General features: G+C 47.6%; 13 protein-coding genes. 6 read left to right on the top strand and 7 right to left on the bottom strand.

Features of this window, described 5'->3' with window-relative positions:
- Positions 1-116: 116 nt before the first annotated feature.
- The 4 genes from nrfD to L2713_RS04800 form a co-directional block, all read right to left on the bottom strand.
- A complete protein-coding gene (nrfD, locus tag L2713_RS04785) occupies positions 117-1,061 on the bottom strand; it encodes an NrfD/PsrC family molybdoenzyme membrane anchor subunit (protein WP_248967126.1) in 945 nt (314 codons plus the stop codon).
- A gap of 2 nt (positions 1,062-1,063) precedes the next feature.
- A complete protein-coding gene (locus L2713_RS04790; protein WP_248967127.1) occupies positions 1,064-1,630 on the bottom strand; it encodes a 4Fe-4S dicluster domain-containing protein in 567 nt (188 codons plus the stop codon).
- Between the two features lie 12 nt (positions 1,631-1,642).
- Positions 1,643-3,925 (bottom strand): thiosulfate reductase PhsA, encoded by a 2,283-nt coding sequence (gene phsA / locus L2713_RS04795; protein ID WP_126512008.1) that lies wholly within the window; start codon positions 3,923-3,925, stop codon positions 1,643-1,645.
- Positions 3,926-4,422: 497 nt separating this feature from the next.
- Positions 4,423-5,049, bottom strand: a complete 627-nt coding sequence (locus L2713_RS04800; protein ID WP_248967128.1) for a pentapeptide repeat-containing protein — start codon at positions 5,047-5,049, stop codon at positions 4,423-4,425.
- Between the two features lie 702 nt (positions 5,050-5,751).
- On the opposite strand from L2713_RS04800, the gene L2713_RS04805 reads away from it, so the two are divergent.
- The 3 genes from L2713_RS04805 to L2713_RS04815 all read left to right on the top strand — a co-directional run bounded on the left by L2713_RS04805 (position 5,752) and on the right by L2713_RS04815 (position 9,816).
- The gene (locus tag L2713_RS04805) at positions 5,752-6,855 is read left to right on the top strand and encodes a phosphoribosylaminoimidazolesuccinocarboxamide synthase (RefSeq protein ID WP_248967129.1); all 1,104 of its coding nucleotides are present in this window, start codon (positions 5,752-5,754) and stop codon (positions 6,853-6,855) included.
- Positions 6,856-7,502: 647 nt separating this feature from the next.
- A complete protein-coding gene (locus L2713_RS04810) occupies positions 7,503-8,135 on the top strand; it encodes a tellurite resistance TerB family protein (protein ID WP_248967130.1) in 633 nt (210 codons plus the stop codon).
- A gap of 10 nt (positions 8,136-8,145) precedes the next feature.
- Positions 8,146-9,816, top strand: coding sequence for a type IV secretion system protein (locus L2713_RS04815; protein ID WP_248967131.1), 1,671 nt, complete (start codon positions 8,146-8,148; stop codon positions 9,814-9,816).
- A gap of 897 nt (positions 9,817-10,713) precedes the next feature.
- Here L2713_RS04815 and L2713_RS04820 read toward each other — a convergent pair.
- Positions 10,714-11,505, bottom strand: coding sequence for a class I SAM-dependent DNA methyltransferase (locus L2713_RS04820; RefSeq protein ID WP_248967132.1), 792 nt, complete (start codon positions 11,503-11,505; stop codon positions 10,714-10,716).
- 269 nt (positions 11,506-11,774) lie between these two features.
- Entirely contained in the window at positions 11,775-12,485 is a 711-nt protein-coding gene (locus L2713_RS04825) for an oxidative stress defense protein (protein WP_011624181.1), read from the bottom strand.
- 434 nt (positions 12,486-12,919) lie between these two features.
- On the opposite strand from L2713_RS04825, the gene rimO reads away from it, so the two are divergent.
- The gene (rimO, locus tag L2713_RS04830) at positions 12,920-14,350 is read left to right on the top strand and encodes a 30S ribosomal protein S12 methylthiotransferase RimO (RefSeq protein WP_011624182.1); all 1,431 of its coding nucleotides are present in this window, start codon (positions 12,920-12,922) and stop codon (positions 14,348-14,350) included.
- A gap of 315 nt (positions 14,351-14,665) precedes the next feature.
- Here the strand turns inward: rimO and L2713_RS04835 are convergent, their stop codons facing one another.
- Complete coding sequence (locus tag L2713_RS04835) at positions 14,666-14,893, bottom strand: ribosome alternative rescue factor ArfA (protein ID WP_086902221.1); 228 nt, start codon at positions 14,891-14,893, stop codon at positions 14,666-14,668.
- Positions 14,894-15,147: 254 nt separating this feature from the next.
- Between L2713_RS04835 and L2713_RS04840 the strand changes: the two genes are divergently transcribed.
- Both L2713_RS04840 and L2713_RS04845 read left to right on the top strand, forming a co-directional pair.
- On the top strand, positions 15,148-15,993 hold the full coding sequence (locus L2713_RS04840; RefSeq protein WP_011625018.1) for a substrate-binding periplasmic protein: 846 nt from the start codon (positions 15,148-15,150) through the stop codon (positions 15,991-15,993).
- Between the two features lie 180 nt (positions 15,994-16,173).
- Entirely contained in the window at positions 16,174-18,315 is a 2,142-nt protein-coding gene (locus L2713_RS04845; protein WP_380823570.1) for a TonB-dependent receptor plug domain-containing protein, read from the top strand.
- Positions 18,316-18,420 lie beyond the last annotated feature (105 nt).

The following is an 18,420-nucleotide window of genomic DNA, read 5'->3' on the forward strand; positions in this document are numbered from 1 at the left end:
ATAATTACCGCAATAAAATCCTGCTAATCGCAGCCATAAAAAAGCACCGTTAATCGGTGCTTTTTGCTTGCAGGGATAAGTGATGTATCCCATCGATATTGCCGTTAACCAGCACTCTAACTTAGATAGCTTTGTCCCGCATACACAATAAAGTGTCTCAGTGCTAACACGCCGGTTAAGCTGGCGCAGGCCACCATGATCATCGCGCCCTTAGTGTGGCGAGTCGCGGTGGGAAGCAGCATAAACAACAGCGGAATACCAAAACCAATCCCGACCACGCCAATCCAAAATACGCTCGCCCACACGCCAGAGGTGAGTGATGCCAGCGCCGCAGCCGCCGCTCCGCCCTTAAAGTACAAGGCGCAGAACAACATAAACAGGAACATGATTTCGATTGCCATCACTGGCAGCTCTAAGCCATGCATTTTGGCTAAGGTCTTGTCGTGGCTATCGGTCTTGAACATCACCAGCGCCAGCACCGCATTAGCCGCCGCGCCCGCCGATAAACCAGAGACTAAAAACAGCGCTGGCAATACCGCAGTGTTCAACATCGGATAGGCATTCATAGCCGAAATTAAGAAGCCAGTGTAAGCCCCCACGCCAATGGCGAGGATAAACAGCAGTACTTCAATCAACTTTCTAAAGGGCATCAGCAGCTTAGCGATAGGCACGAGGAAACCTAAGCCCCACTTTGGCAGTTCATCACGCAACACAAGAATCGCGTAGGCAAATGCCAAGGGGGAGTAAGCCAGTAGTGCTAACACCCCAATCGCCATTACGGACTGGAAGTTATAGTTGATTAAAATCAGCCAGAAGTGGAAAGGCTTCGTTAAATCAAACACTAAACATGCCAAGCCTAGACAAATGGCCACTGGACCAATAATCGCCGCGGCCTTGAGAATACTCGTCTCCCCCTGCGCTTGCTCCTTATTAAACCAACGCAGGCCAATGCCAATCAGCAAACTTCCGGCGGATAAACCCGCCATAAACAGATACACGGCGATGATCCAATGCCAAGTGACGGGATCATATTGCGCCATATCGCCCCAAGTATTGTTCATAATCAAATCCCCCCTCTTTTGGTAGGAACGCGATATACCCTAGGCTGAGTGCCTAAATGGGTCTTATCTTGGTAAGTGATCTTAGTGTTGAGTAGCATAGCCACCTCACTCAGTGGATCGTTGGCATCGCCAAAGACTAAAGCATCGGTCGGACACACAGTCACACAGGCAGGCTCTTCACCACGGGCCAAACGCGTGTCCTTACAGAAGTTACACTTGTCAGCCACTTTGGTTTCTGGGTTCATAAAACGTACCTTGTAGGGACACGCCGCCACGCAGTACATACAACCCACACACTTATCGCCATGGATGGAGACAATCCCATCCTCGCCCACATAGGCCGCGCCCGTTGGGCATACCTTCACACAAGGCGCATCTTCACACTGCTGGCACGATACCCTGTGGTACTTAAAGTGCAGGTGTGGCATCTCGCCGAAGGGGCCCTCTACGCGCACTTGTAAGCGAGTCACGCCCTCGGGGACACCGTTTTCACTGCGGCAGGCCACGTTACAGGCTTGGCAGCCGATGCACTTGTTCTCATCGTGCACCATCACATATCTTTTCGTCATTTGAGCCTCCAATTAGCGTTTTGCCAGCGTGACGCCTGTCGTATGAATATTCATGCCACACACAGGGGCTGTTTGATGGGGCAGTAAGTTTCCGCAGTGGATACCTTTACCAGTCGCTCTAACCAACTCTTTGTTTTTAGAGCCAAAGCCCATATAGGCAAACACGGTATCGGGGCGAATGCCCGGGGTGACTAAGGCGTGGCCTTCTTCGCTACCCACGCTGCTGGTTAACCGAATCGGGTCGCCATTGCTGATCCCTAACTTGCCCGCCGTGACGGGATGCACCCAAATGGCGTTATCCGACATCAGGTTAGCCAGCATAGGGATATTGTGAGTCGCGCCATTGGTATGCACGGCGACCTTGCCTTGGATAAAGTACAGCTCGTCGGCTTTCTTCAAATGCACTTCGCGGAATTTAATGACACCGCGTCCTGGCGCCATGGCTTCGACCTTGGCGGAGGTCAATTCAATCTTGCCGCTTGGGGTTTTAAAGCTGAGTAAACTGCCGTAGGTACCGTCTTCATCCACGGGTTTGGCATTGGCGTAAGCCTTAGTAAACTCGGCCACCATCTTAGGTTCGCGCAGCATGATGGGCTTACCGAAGCTAACAAAACCTTCATCCTTGATGCGGCGCAGCAGTGCGGTATCGCGATTCACCTGCAGCAGTTGCAGGGTTTCCATATTATCCCAGGGGTAAAATTCACTTAGCCCGAGCTTATGGCCAATGTCCTTAAAGATTTGCCATGAAGGCTTAGTGTCACCCAAGGTTTCCACCACCCGTTGGCGCACATAGTAGGCGGGATTTTTACCCGACTTATCGGCGATTTCTTCATCGCGCTCAAGGTAAGTCGACTCGGGTAAAATCACGTCGGCATAGGCGGCGGTTTCACTGATATACACATCGCAAACCGCAACAAAGTCGAGCTTTTTCAAGGCTTCAACCACACGCGCCCTGTCGGTCATGGTTTGCATTGGGTTGGTACGGGACATCACCCAGCCATGTAACTGATAAGGCACCGCGCTTAAGGTCGCATCGAGAATCGTTTGATAAATCCCGCCCGATGACCACATCATGGCGTACTGCTCTTCCACTTGGTCGATACGTTTCGCCGCAGGCTTTGGCATATCTTTTACGCCGGGCTTACCTAATACGGGCGCCACGCTTTCTCCCGCCAGCTTGTTATAGTCGCCAGGCTTTTGACCTAGGTAGATACCGCCCTTGCGCTCGATATTACCAATCAAAATATTGGCAGCGTACAAGGCCCGGCGCATTTCAAACTCTTCGGTGGTAAAGGTGGCTCTGTGACCAAAATCCACCACAGCATGGGGTGCCTTGGCCGCATATTCGTGGGCGATACGGCGAATATCTTTGGCGGGCACATCGGAAATGGTTTCGGCCCACTCAGGGGTGTAGGCTTTCACTTCGGCGGCGAAGGCATCAAACCCTTCCACATAACGCTCGATAAAGGCCTTGTCGTAGAGATTATCTTCTATCAATACATGGCATAAGGCTAAAGCCACCGCCACATCGGTACCGGGACGGATCGCATACCATTCATCGGCTTTGTCGGCGACGATGGAGAATCTTGGCTCGAACACCACCAGCTTGGCGCCTTTATCCATTTGCGCCGCCATCATGCCGCGGGTTTCGGACATGTTGATGCCTTCGTACAGGTTATGGCCGAAGTTAATGATGTATTTGGAGTTGCTTAAATCGCGCTTCACCTTAGTACCAAACATGGCCTTAGCGGCAATTTCGTAACCACCGGGGCAAGTTGAGGCATGGGTAAAGGTATTCGGGCTACCAAAGGCGGTGGCGAGATGGAATAAGTGTTTTTCTTGCGAACCGGACTTAGAGGAAAACGCCACGGCTTCAGGGCCATAAGCTTGTTTGATTTTATTAAGATTATCGGCAATCAGTTGATAGGCTTCATCCCAAGAGATCTCGGCCCACTTACCCTCGCCGCGCTCACCCACCCGTTTGAGCGGCTTCACGATACGCTGTGGATCGTAAAGCAAACTATGGCCAGCGCCGCCCCGGGCACAGACTTTACCACCAAAGGATTTAGCCGCCTTATTGCCACTGATAAAGACGTTTTTGCCCTCAATCACCCGCGCCGAAATCGGGCAGCGAGTCGAACACATCTCACAGATACTGGCAATGTCTTTGCCCATTCCCTTTAGCTGCTTGCTCTCTAATGCCGCTAAGCTGCCCGGCAACAGGCTAGCCAATGCACATGTTGCACCGCTGGCCCCTGCGCCCTTTAAAAAGGTTCGCCTATTAAGCTCAATCATGGTTACCTCCATCACACTCATCCACCCTAATGCGCCACTTGGCACACGCAAACTTAGGCTTTGGCTTACCACTGCGGTTTAAAGACTAAATTCGCTCACAGGTTTTTAGTTATTAGTGCCAACAGACCTAGTGTTACGTCGCGTCGGCATTTTGCTGTTTCAGGGTGATTGTTATCCCGAAAGGGAGAGGCGGATATTGTGGTAAACCACATGGCAAAGTTGAGTGTGATCTGCGGCAACTAAAAGTTAAAATTGTTCTAAAAAATCGTGAATAAGATCAATAAGCCTGTTTTGCCTAAACCTGTACTTAGCCAGTACTAAGCCAGCGCACAGACTCGCGGCTTTGATAAGTTAAAAAGTTCTCAAAAACCCTCAAAAGCCGCTCCCATATTTAGGATGGCCGCGTGCGCAGAGTATGAGATAAGCGTTTCGCCCAGTCGTCACAGGGGAATCGTTGAAAGGGAGTCAGGCATAAGCAAGGCTAATGCCTAAGGGAGTTAGTCAACCAAGGTGATCTCTAAGCCATTTAATAGGCGAATCGCTTCGTCGCGACTAAACTTAGCGCCCTTAATTTTATTGTTAAAAATATCGATATCGTAATCGGTCGCCTCGGAGAAATCCGCCTCCATCAACTCGGTGCGGCCGAATAAGCTGTGGCGAAAATCGCTGTAACTAAAGTTGGCGCGATTAAACTTGCCCTCACGGAAATCCACATCCTGTGCCTTACAGCCCTCGAGCACCATTTCATCGAGCTGAAGCCCCATAAAAGAGCAATCGTTTAAAATACAGGTTCTAAAGCTAAAAGGCGCCGCAAAGGATAATCTCGGCCAAGCGGCGCGGGTCCAATCTATGCCGACCAACTTACATTCTTCAAAACTCACACCGTTAAATTGGCTTAAGGGCACCTTGAGCAGGCTCAAGTTACAGCCCACAAAACGGCAATCGATAAACTTACAGTTATGGAATGTGCTATCGCTAAACTGGCAATCGTGGAACTCGCACTCTTCAAACTCCAACTCCTGCCACTGGGTTTGGCTTTCGGCCAAGGCGATAAATTGCTGCGAGAAAAAATATCGCCCCTCAGCAGCGGCGCGCGCCATCATCGGCGTTTTTACATCTGTCATTGACTACCTCTATGTGTGCCCTCTGCCTTATGCTAAGGGCTGATGGGCAAACTGTGTTTTTCAATTCACAAAAAATGGGCGTTAACGCAAAGGCCACGCTGTATATCGTGCTTAGCCACGACCTTTATTCAGACCGCCTATGCTAACCCGATTTACAGAGCTAACTGCATGCCTATATTGGGATTAATACCATTCTAAGGCTTAGCGAGTCACACTATAAACTCAAGCTTCGCGATTCCTCTGCTCGGATTTCATGGAAAGTATTTTCAGCCGCCGCATTGCTCCCCTACCCAATTTACCCCGACACGCCGCACAGATGTGCATAAATAGCCGTGGAAAATTTTGCGAATAAAGGTAAAATGGCGCCACTTTTCGCGGCTGTCTAACAAGGTTCTCTCGGATTAATGGTTAGCCTTTTCGAGCAAAATGGCACGGGGTTTCCCCGCTTGAACAGACCAGATTCTCTCTGGCACCAACCTTGCTCTGCGTGCTATTTTTACCCCTTATCCCGACCTTCTCTCTCCTGCCTATCGCCCGAAAACATCCTATTCGCTTTACGTTTTAACCTCACCAATCTCTTGTGCGCACTTAGCGATAAGCTGTTGGTCAATAATAAAAAGGTGGCAAAGCATTTACGGCTTAAGCACACCGCAACGAATAAAAAACTCGTCCCTACACTCTCTATCCAAAGGAATACTCGTCATGAGTCTTGCTGATTCCGTATTAGCCGTAAACAACGATTTACCCATCCGCACCGACAGCCCAGTCCATAGCGGCAAGGTACGTAGCGTTTACTGGCTAACCGACGCCGACAGCCGCCGTTTAATCAAAACCAAGGGCTACAATGTGCCCGAAGATACGCCGCTTGCCATTATGGTGATTAGCGATCGCATCTCCGCCTTCGACTGCATCTTCCACGGTGAAGGCGGATTAAAAGGCATCCCAGGTAAAGGCGCGGCATTAAATGCCATTTCTAATCATTGGTTTAAGTTATTTGCCGAAAATGGTTTAGCTGACAGCCACATTTTAGATATTCCGCATCCCTTCGTTTGGATAGTCCAAAAAGCCCGTCCGATTAAAGTCGAAGCCATTTGCCGCCAATATATTACTGGCTCAATGTGGCGCGCCTACTCTAAGGGCGAGCGCGTATTCTGCGGTATCACACTGCCAGAAGGCTTAGAGAAAGATCAAAAGCTGCCAGATTTGCTGATCACCCCTTCCACCAAAGGTATTTTAACTGGGATCCCCGGTGTGCCCGCGCAGGATGACGTTAACATCAGCCGCAGCGATATCGAAGCCAACTACCAAGCCTTTGGTTTTGAAAAGGTAGAAGATATCGACCTGTACGAGAAGCTGTTAAAAGATGGCTTTAAGGTGATCTCAAAGGCACTGGCCGACCTTGACCAAGTATTTGTGGATACCAAGTTCGAGTTTGGTTATGTGACCGATAAAAACGGCAACTCAAAACTGATCTATATGGATGAAGTGGGCACCCCCGATTCATCTCGCATTTGGGACGGCGCCGCCTACCGCGATGGTAAAATCCTTGAAAACTCTAAGGAAGGCTTCCGTCAGTTCCTGCTGAACCACTTCCCCGATCCGGACATTCTGCTCAACAAAGACAGAATGCCAGAACGCGAAGCCCTCGCCCGCGATAACGCCCTGCCATTAGAGGCGATGATGGATGTGTCACGCACTTACACCGGCATCGCCGAGAAGGTGACTGGCGCGGCGATTCCGCTGCCAGCCAATCCTAAGGCAGATATTATTAAGATCCTGCGTGAAGAGTATGATCTGATTGTTTAATCAGATTTCGATGAGGTAGGGTGTTTTTCCTTAACCTCTAAATGTAGAAAAGGCGCTTAGGCGCCTTTTTGTTTGAGTCATTTAAACACTTAACCAATACAACGCTGATAATTAAGCACTGTCATTCCAGTGACACGCCGTGAACTCGTCCATGAGGGCTCGACGACGGCATCCATGCCGTCAACGGTCACTTACATGCCAATGCTTAATTCAACCAACTCTTCAGTAATCTGTATGCCTTTTTACAAGCAAACACCTTGCAAATTTAACAATGAGTGGCTCGTTAAATCGTTCTAATTTCTAGTCTCCAATGCTTTTAACTCCTCGATACTTAATGGCTCTTTTCCTTGATGGATAATAGAGTGACAGTTTGAGCAGACTGGGATTAGATCGTTAATTGGATCAATTTGATAACTTCCTTTGATAAAGTTTTTTGTAGCCGTTGCCATCGAAGATGAGTTAACATTTTATTAGGTATAATCGAGTGTAATTATCTGTTTTTTTTAATAAACCATAGCAACTAAGAATGCCACTAAAAACACTCACGAAAGATCAATACGCCATAATTTGACTACTATAGTGTTTTAAAACTGTTAATGGTCTTAAATTTACTGACCATCATCTTCATTTTGTAAGGGAACAACGATATGAGTTACTGGAAAATTTTTGCGGGTGCAGCAATTGGTGTTGGAGCAATAGCTGCCGCCCCTTTTACCGGTGGAGGTTCTGTTTTAGGCGCGGCTACATTATTAGGTTCGTTAAGTGGCGCAGGTGCTTTGGCTGCTGGTGCCGGTGTTGCTGGAGCAGCAGCGGGAGCGGTATTAGCAAACAAGGATGACGAAGCTCGAAATGAAAACTACCAAATAGCAAAAGCTGAACAAGCCATTGAAATGGAGAAGCTACAAGTACAGCTTGCAGAAATGATGGCAGATATAGCCAAAAGAGAGCAGTTTATCCTGACCGCATTTGCGCTGGGTATCTGTTGTGCTTATGCGGACGGTCACATTTGTGATACTGAAATTGATGAGTTGGATTATCTTGTCTCTGGAATCGGTACAAGCGAAATGCTTTCAGAATCAACAAAAAAACAAATTATGGATATGAAAAATTCGCCTCCAAATTTAAGCACTGTGTGGGCAATGATTAGAAAGTATGAGCTTGATACAGAACATTATTTAAGAATATTCAGTACAGTAGTTGAACTTGTAGCTCATGCAGATGGGAGTGTAACTCAAGACGAAAAAGAGTTTCTAGAGAGATGGAATAGCCTTGTGGCATAGGAGGCCCGAAATGAGTTCAGCTAAAGAGCACAAGTTAAGATTAGAAAGAATAAAGAACTTTCAAAGTACACAGAGGCTTAAACCACTAGCGACTGGTGAAGTACTGCAGAAATACTCTGATGAAATTGTTGACTTAACTTTCATCGCAAAAAATGATGTTAATGCAGTTTATGCGACACGTATTAAAGAATTTAAACTTGATGTAACTAGGAAAGAAGCTATCAGTTTAATTGAAGCTGTTAGCTCAGGCAGCGCTATTGATAACATTCTTGAGCCGGTATTTTTAAGCCTGTTTGATGGCACTATGAGAGCATTTAAAATTGGCACAACACACGGTATTACAGCATCACGATTATACAATGAGTGTAAATCATTTACTTATGAATCCGCCTCGAAAAGCATTGCACTGGATAGTTACACTGAGTCGTTAAATGAGCGTGAGAACATAAAGCGATTTGGTGAACAGTCAAGTTATAGCAATGGAGATATGACGCGCGGAAACCAGACCATTAATATGCGTGATGGTACGAAGATGAATAAGGTCAAAGAGATTCATTTTAATGGCAACCCGCGGGCGACAGATGGATATGATGGGTCTACGGTGTATCAATCAAAGAAGCATGCAAAAAGTGCAGGGGAATCCACACAAACAGGTGAAGTTGAACATATCATTTCCTGCGCAGAGGTCTGCAATCAACTTAAAAGTAATAAAGCGCTGAATGTAACTGATATAAAAGATATTTTAAATGACGAAGATAATCTCTTAGTAACCAGCATGCAAAATAACAGGGGAGCAAAAACTGGGAAGTTTGACAAGTCCAGCACAGAACTCGAACAAGAAATTAATCAAGGATATGTTATAGATAAACAAGGAAGGAGGAAAAACCTTTCAGAGAAAGATATTGAAACGCGAAAAAAAATGGTTAGCAAAATGGCCGAAACACAAAAAAAACTAGATTCCGCCACAAATTCAAAAGTAATAAAAAATATTACAAGCGACAAAAAAGTTCAGAAAACTCTTGTCAAAGATGCAAAAGATGCTGCGGCAGAACAGTCGATTGGTGATGTGATAGTCTTCATAATGAAGCCGTTGTTTTACGAACTTAGGGATTGCTTTCTTAATGGTATAGAGAAAGGTGTAAAAAGTAACAGCTTTAAGTCTGCACTGAAAATCAGATTGGATCGAATGAAAACTTATATCCTACAGCAAGTCGAAGTGCTACTAAAAGATGGATTATTAAATTTCTTCAGAAACTTTTTAGCAATGCTGCTTGAAGGTATTTTGAATTGTTTTGTTGGGATATTTAAACAGGTTGCCAGGATGGTAAAAGAAGGATTTAAGATTCTTCTTCAGATTGCTCCGATTTTGGTGGATAAGAATAAAAGTTTCGCTGAAAAGGGTGATGCAGTATTAAAACTAGTTGCAAGTTCGTTGACTATTTTCGCCAGCATTGGAATAGAGACCTGGCTTAATAGTTTAGGTTTGGGTGAACCTTGGTCAATTATTATGTCGTCTGTTATTACTGCCGTGCTAACGGCACTGATTATGTATCTACTTGATAAATTAGATTTATTCTCTGTGAATCGAACAAGACAACTTCAGCGTCTAGATGAAATTTTAAATTTAAAAATAGAAGGCAGCCAAGAAGATATGTTCAAAATGATTAATGCATATACCTGAATCCAAAAGCCTTAAAGGCACTAACGATGATTTAAGAATTGAAAAAAGGACATATATGGTCACCTCGGGTTTAGCAAGGCCAATGTCCTATTTTGTTCAAACTAATTTGTGCTAATCAATAATTCACCTTTCACAACGGGGTATCGGTCGTTAATGGTTGGCGGTCTTGCGACATATATCCGGCGTCTGTTGCGCCCTAATGAGATCCAAATTGACGTCTTACCCTCCTACGCATATGACCTCAAAGGCCACTGTCCGAATCAGGTTTTGGGTAAGACAAACCGTTTAACTCATTAATACCATTACCGCTGTTGTACTTTGATGGACATTTATCGATTTACATTTTGAGTCTATTTACGCCAAATCGAAAGATGGGACGAGCACAAATTTTTAGGACTAACAGCTAACACCAAGGCAACAGAAGTTCCCCCTCCCCTGCGAAGTTGCTGAAGGACGTTGAAGAAAATCGCGTGAGAAAAGATAGAACAGGCATAACTCTTTCGGGATTAACAGCCAACACAGAAGCGACAGGAGTTCACCATCCCCTCGGAGTTGCCGCAGGGCGAATAGACAAATTGCGTGAGTCTTGCCATGGATGGCAAGCTAGCTTTCGCAGGTGCAAGGACGCATCCTTCGGAAGCGATAGCAAATTTGGCAATGAGCACAAGGGGTTTTCAACTCCGTTAGGGGCGTCTTGGAGAATCCAAGGAGGATAGGACGAGCAGTCCTCCTTGGTCGGGTGTGGGGTGAAGCCCCACGACTTTGATTCACCTCGGCCGTAAGGCCGCAATGATAAACAGTTACTCACAGGAAAATTGTGACAGGCAAAGATGGGATATGGGTGTAAATCAGAGCAGTCAAAGCTAACCGCCCAGTTGTCACACCTTCAACCCAAGGTTAAATCTTCACACAGACAAACAGCGCATTACCTGAGCTTAAATCCCATGGGACGATTTTTTCATAATCGTGTTCAAAGATATGTACTTCAAAATATGGCGCGAGTAAGGCTTGCAGCTCCGCGAAACTGGTCGCGACCATAGTATGTTGGTCTTGCCATAATTCAGTCTGATGCGCAGATGTATCGGTATCGCCTTCGAAATCAGTGAGTTGAGTAAAAGGCTGGTGACGCTTTGCAATACTCAGGTTTAATGACTGGTTTTCGCCTTGACCACTGTAATGCCAGCCAGATTCAAAGGCAAAATGGTGCCCCTCAAACTCGGCAAAATGCTTAATCGATAAGCGGTTATCGATGCGGTGCTTATCAACCGAGTTAAAACAAAATATCCCGCCGTCATTCAGGGCGCGGTGCACGCTGGCAATACAACTCTTAAGGCGCTCAATGCCCGCACTGTAATGAATGGAATATAAAAAACAGGTAATTAAATCAACTGGCTGCTCAAGATAAAAGGCGGTCATATCCTGTAGATTAAACAGGGCCTCAGGGCAGCGACGCATGGCCATATCGAGCATCGGCTGATTAATATCTAGGCCACGACACTGATAACCTAGATCGATAAAATGCCGCACATGTGGGCCAGTGCCACAGGCTAAATCGAGGTGTTGCTTGCCATTATTGCCTAAGAACTGATGCAATCGATGGATGCTCGCACTCTGTTGTTGATAGTTGATATCGGAGCACATGAGATCGTAATAACCGGAGAGATCGGTATAAAGCGCATTAGAAGACATAGCGGCAAACAGGAGCCATAGGCAATTAAGGGTGGCGCATGATATATCAGTTGGCTAAGAACCGATACACGCAATTCCGCCCTAGAGTCGAGTGCAAGACGCGAGAATCCATTTTATTCAATAAAACAGTGCACTAGGATAAAAGATGGGTAGGAGTTTTCTTCAATTCGGTTCGCTGAGTGGGATATGCCTTTACGGCCAAGCATATAAAAATGGGCTGCTCAGTTAAGCAGCCCAGAGTGATAGAGAGTCATACTCACATCGCGGTTTTATTTGAGTTTATAAACCACTTCGACTCTATCTTCGATAGTCACTTGGCCATATTGATAGCTTTCAGCAGCGCCCATGGCATCGGCCTTAGCATTCATACGTAACATTACGGGCTGCACAGGGCGTTGATCGTAATAACGAATTTGCCACACCTTACCTAAGTTCTCCCCAAATCCCTTGGCTAAGCTTTCGGCTTTTTGTTTGGCATCGACAATCGCCGCTTGGCGCGCCTTGGCCACATACTCGGCCTCTTTGCTCGACTTAAGGGCGATATTGTTAACCCTGTTAATCCCCTCCTCTAAGGCGGAGTCCAAAATAGTATTTAAGCGGGCTAAATCACTAATGGTAACTGTGATTTGGCGACTCGCGGTATAACCACTCAGCTCTGGCGCCTTATCCTGGGCATACACATATTGCGGTTGCAGATTTAAGTTAGCGCTTTGGATTTGCTCCTTGGTAATGCCCGCGGCGGTTAAACGGGCGATAAATTTCGCCACTGCGGCATCCGAATTATCCTTGGCAGCCTTAGCCTCTTTCTCGGTAACGGCTACTTCGACATTAAGCTCGGCCATATCCGGCTCAACCTGAATTTGGCTCACGCCCATGGTTTCGATATGGGGAAAATCTACGTCGGCGGCCATCGCCTTCGCGGTAAATACACCTGAAAAAAGACCACCAGCCACTAATACAGCTAAAAGAGAATGCTTCATTGTTAACTCCAACTAAATCATTTAAGGCGAGACTGCCGTGGTTCTGACGCGGCGGCTATCGGCTAAAAGTACGACTCCCTATCCCAAGGTGTAAGTACCAATATGTAACAGCACCAATTATCGTCCGTTGCGATAGCCACGCATCATGCAAACTACCCCTATAAACGCAGGCAAAAATAAAAAGGGTTAATTTTTTTGAAAATTTTTTAAATCGGCGCCGAGCGGCAGTGCACTGCGCCATTCAAACCGTAAAGCCATTCACTCAAGATGAAATGCGGCGGGATAACAGAGCTACGGACTCTGCCGCGCCGCAACTGGTAGAAACGCACTCTTGGCTGTACACTTTTCACCCAAAGACACTGTACCTTTTAATCACTTCAGGTATAATCCGCGCTCTTTTTACGGCGCTCTTTTATCAGCATCAGCGAGACACCATGACAGTTGAAACTTTTAATCCTAAGCAAACAACCACGCTTGAGACCCCAGCCAAGACATTAGAAGCAGCGAGTGCTGATTCTACTGCTACCGGGAATCGCATCGGTTTCGTGTCTTTGGGTTGCCCAAAAAACCTAGTGGACTCAGAGCGCATTCTGACCCAATTACGCATCGACGGCTATGAAGTCACCAACAGCTACGACAATGCCGATCTGGTAATCGTCAACACCTGTGGTTTTATCGATGCGGCGGTTGAAGAATCCTTAGATGCGGTGCGCGAAGCCCTAGAAGAAAACGGCAAAGTGATCGTGACCGGCTGTTTAGGCGCCAAGGAAAACCAAATCCGTGAAGTGCACCCAGACGTGCTCGAAATCACGGGTCCACACAGCTACGAAGCCGTGTTAAAGCATGTACACAAGTACGTGCCAAAACCAGAGCACAACCCATTTACCTCATTAATCCCACAAACTGGGGTTAAGTTAACGCCTAAGCATTATGCTTATTTAAAGATTTCAGAAGGTTGTGATAACCGTTGTACTTTCTGCATCATCCCAGCACTGCGTGGCGATTTAGACAGCCGCCCAGCGGGTAGCGTATTAGATGAAGCCAAGCGCTTAGTTGAATCGGGCGTGCAAGAAATTTTAGTCGTAAGCCAAGACACCTCTGCCTACGGTAAAGACAAGGGCGGCCGCACCGATTTCTGGAACGGTATGCCAGTGAAGCAAGACATCACTAGCCTTGCTCGCCAACTGGGCAAGATGGGCGCTTGGGTACGTTTACACTACATCTACCCATACCCATGGGTAGACGATCTCATCCCCTTGATGGCCGAAGGTTTAATCCTGCCATACCTAGATATTCCAATGCAGCACGCCAGCCCACGCATCCTGAAGATGATGAAGCGTCCAGGCCGTGTTGACCGTCAGTTAGAAGCCATCCAACGCTGGCGCGAAATCTGCCCAGACTTGGTGATCCGCTCAACCTTCATCGTGGGCTTCCCTGGCGAAACCGAAGAAGATTTCGAAATGCTACTCGACTTCCTGCGTGAAGCGCGCCTCGACCGCGTTGGCTGCTTCAAGTACTCAGAAGTGGAAGGCGCTGTAGCCAACACCATCGCTGAACTTATCAGCGAAGACGTGAAAGAAGACAGATACCACAGATTTATGGAAGTCCAAGCCGAGATCAGCGCCGAGCGTTTAGCCCGTTTCGTTGGCCGCACTATGGATATTCTGATCGATGACGTTGACGAAGAAGGTGCGATTGGCCGCAGCTTCGCCGATGCTCCAGAAATCGACGGCATGGTCTTTATCAACGGTGAAACCGAACTCGAACCCGGCATGTTAGTTCGTGCTGTGATCACTCACTCGGACGAGCACGATCTGTGGGCCGAGTTAGTCGACGCAGACGCAGAAGATGATATCGAGGCTTAAGCACTCGACTTAAACACTAGGCTTAGGCATTCGCTCTAAGCGCTTGTCCTCGGCATTCGATTAGCCGGATTAAAAGCATCAATAGCGAGCCCCTGATATTAATACTAATAGTCAAGGGGCTCGCTTTTTTATGGGCAATCGTTACCGACCTAGTGATAGGCATTGAAAGATATCGGCAGCAAATGGCACAGCTAATAAGTCGAGGGATAAGCTCAAGAATGGCGCTTTACGAGGTTTACAGGGTAAGCATCAAAGAGAAATTGAGCAGAGATAAGGGATAAACAAATCAGCGCGAGCAAAGTTAAGGGATCTACACTAGGCTCCAGCAAGGCAAACTCCCATAAAGTCGAAAGGGGTATCGCCCCTGTGCTGATACCCCTTTCGGTTTGCTGCTTTACGGTTGTAAGACCCTTTGCCCTTTTTCGGCTTTTCGGTTCGCATTCTAAACAGTGAGCTAGTCACCACTGCCTTGAGTGCGTTGTCGGTAATAGTGCCGCGACCATTTTCATGTTCGAGCACGCTAGTCTCTTTAAGCTTTGCCATAGGAACTCCTCAGTTAATATTTACAGACCAAATACACCTCACTCAGTCTGCGGCGACACTATAGCGCAATATGACAGGATGTACAGAGTTTGTGCAGCAGCGCAAAGAATCACGCTTTTTATTATCAAAAAGTATGATAGATTAATTCAATAAAAATAATACATTAGACTAACAAGCCTCAATCTTGTTCGTTACTTTTGATCGCGACTTTGCGATGAGATTACCCTTTGTAATCACGGGATAAGGAGATCATTTTGCAATTTGCAGTTATTTATCGGCCCTTACTTAGCCTCGTTTTCCTATTAGTCAGCCTCTTCCCCAGCTTAGCGCAGGCGTTTTCAAGCTCTGAGTGCATCATTACCATGGGGTATCGCACCAGTGAGCGCCTTCCTTTTATCCAACACGAACCTAATAACCAAGGGTTTTACCACGATATCTATCAAGCCGCCGCCGAGCGAATTGGTTGCAAATTACGGATCACACGCGCGCCTAAGATGCGGATTTTGCGGGATCTCAAACTCGGTAATATCGACTTTTACCCAGGCCTGAGTTTTAGTGAAGAGCGCGCTCAATTTGCCTTTTTTATTCCTAATGGCCTGTCGGAGCGCGCCATCGGCATAAGCCGTGCGGGAGCCGCCGATATACGTTCGTTAGAGCAGTTGTCCCAGAGTGGGATGACACTGTTAATCGCCCCCGGCAGCTACGACTTTAACGGCCTACCCGAGACCATGTCGGTACGTAAACCGCCCGAACTCGATGTGCCTAAGGCCTTAGATTACCTGCTTGCCAGCCAAGGGGATTTTTTTATCTACGATCAGGCCACCATCAGCTACTACCTTAAACAGCGGGACATGGGCCAATTTAAGCTGCACCCGAATTGCTGCCAGCAGCCTCAGGCCATGTATCTGGGCTTTTCGAAAAAAAGCCGCCATTTTCGCGGGCAACATAACCCCAATTACCGAGCAGACCTCCCCGTCAGCGCAGATAACAGCCCCAACAGACTGGCCGAAGATTCAAAGGCCTATGAGTTTGCCAAGGCACTCGCCGCCATGGACGCCGAAGGAGAAACCCAGCGTATCTACTTCAATCACTTCGGTTAATCCAAGGGCGTGTTAAATCGCGCTGCTGTTATCCACACTTGGCGCTAGCTTATCTTCATCTCGGTGCTAGCGAGCACTTCAGGCAGCTATTTCAGCTTTGTCTTTATAAGCTCTGCGACAATATGCCGCACCTGTCACACTGTGATGATCTTTATAATGCAGCGCAATTTATCCGAGTGAATGGAAGACAAAACGATGGCTGCAAACGCTTCAACTATCCCCCACGGCTTTAAATGCTCCGCAATCGCCAGCGCGCTGACCTTAGCATTAGGCGCTTCGGTTACCTCACACGCCATGGCCAACGAGACAAATCAGACGCAAATTGAACGTATTCAAGTCCATGGCGAGCAGAGTATTGGCCGTAATGCCTTAGGCGCGGCCGATGCCTTGCTAAAAGACCAAGGCGTCGATTTCTCCGAAGCGGGCGGCGTTTCCGCCTTGCCCGTGCTTAATGGCATGATGGGCGATCGCATTAAAGTATTAGTCGATGGCGCGGATATCACCGCCTCCTGTGCCAACCAAATGAACCCACCACTTTCCTACGTTTCCGCTAATCAAATCAGCTCGGTAGAAGTGGTCGCGGGCGTGTCCCCTGTCAGTGCGGGCGGCGACAATATCGCCGGCGTGATTAAGGTTAATAGCCTTAATCCAAAGTTTAACGACAGCGACAACCTCAGCTTCGAAAGCGGCGAGATTTCATCGGGATACCGCAGCACCAGCGATGCCTTCTTACTCGGTGCTAAGGCTGGAATCGCCAGTAAGGACTTAAGTTTCAGCTATCAAGGCGCCTATGAAGATGCCAATAGCTACCACGATGGTCACGGCGATAAAGTGCTCGATACCCTCTATCGCGCCCAAAACCATGCGTTAACAGCGGCATGGCGCGATGACACACAACAACTGGCGATTAAGCTAACGCACCAGACGATCCCGTTCCAAGGTTTCCCGAACCAATACATGGATATGACGGATAACAAGAGTTATGGCGCCCTAGTCCGTTATCTGCGGGATTTAGACAACGACGGCGAATTTAGCGCCCAGTTAAACTGGCACAGTGTGAAGCATGAAATGGGCTTCTTCACCCCAGAAAAAACCGGCAAGATGCCAATGAATACAGAGGGTAGCGATTACAGCTATCAACTGCATTGGCGCTTACCTATGGGCGATAACAGCACACTACTCGTTGGGCAGGAATATTATAACTATCAACTCGATGATACTTGGCCAGCCGTGCCCGGCACTATGATGGCACCCAATGACTATATCAACATCAACGACGGTGAACGCCGCCGCGCCGCAGTTTATGGCGAATGGCAGCAAAACCTCACGCCACTCTGGTGGTTGTCTGCTGGGGTGCGTTATGAATATGTCACCACAGATACGGGCGAAGTGCAGGCCTACAGCAATATGCCCATGATGGGCATGCCGAATATGGATGCCGAAGCGGCAAAAGCCTTTAATGCTATGGATAGAAGCCGTGACGACAACCTTATCGATGCGACATTGCTGGCACGCTATCAATTGTCGGCCAAGCAACAATTGGAATTTGGCTTAGCCCGTAAAAACCGCGCGCCAAACCTGTATGAGCGTTACAGCTGGGGCCGTGGCGTGATGGCAACGACAATGATCGGCTGGTATGGCGACGGTAACGGTTATGTGGGCAATCCCGATCTTAAGCCTGAAACCGCGCACACCCTGAGCGCGGCCTACAAGTTTGCGGGCGATGAATGGCAATTCTCAACCACGGCTTGGTATAGCGCAGTCGCCGATTATATTGATGCCGAGGTGATTGGTAGCTTTAACCGTAGCGGCCTTGCCAACGGTAAACGCAATATCCTTAAATTCACCAACGAAGATGCCCATCTATATGGCGCTAAGTTGAGTGCGAACTACCTATTAGCCGATACCGACAGCGGTAAATGGCAGATGCAGGGCAAGCTGAATATCACCCGTGGCGAGCGCGATGAGGGTAACGAGCCGCTTTATCAAATCAAACCGCTACAAACCGAGTTAGCCCTTAGCCATCAACTGGGTGATTGGGAAAACCGCCTGTCATGGCAATGGGTAGCGACTAAGGATAAGGTCGATGAGCGCCGTTTAGAAAATGAGACCGACAGTTATTCGCTGTTAAATTTAAGCAGCAGCATCAAGTGGCAAGAGCTGAGTTTAACCTTTGCGATCAACAACCTGTTTGATACTTACTACGAACTACCACTGGGTGGTGTCAACCTTGCCGAATTTAAGGCCGATAGCAGTGGTGGCTTTAGCCAAGTCGCAGGCTCGGGTCGCTCATTTGAATTAGGTGCCAGCTACAAATTCTAATGACTACCGCCGCTAACAAGTGGTGATGCAATTTAGGGCGGGTCAGTTAAATCAAAAAGGGCAAATGCGAACGCATTTGCCCTTTTGTTTAAAGCTCATTCCGTT

The sequence above is a fragment of the Shewanella seohaensis genome (genome assembly GCF_023283775.1).
In the GTDB taxonomy this organism is placed as follows: domain Bacteria; phylum Pseudomonadota; class Gammaproteobacteria; order Enterobacterales; family Shewanellaceae; genus Shewanella; species Shewanella seohaensis.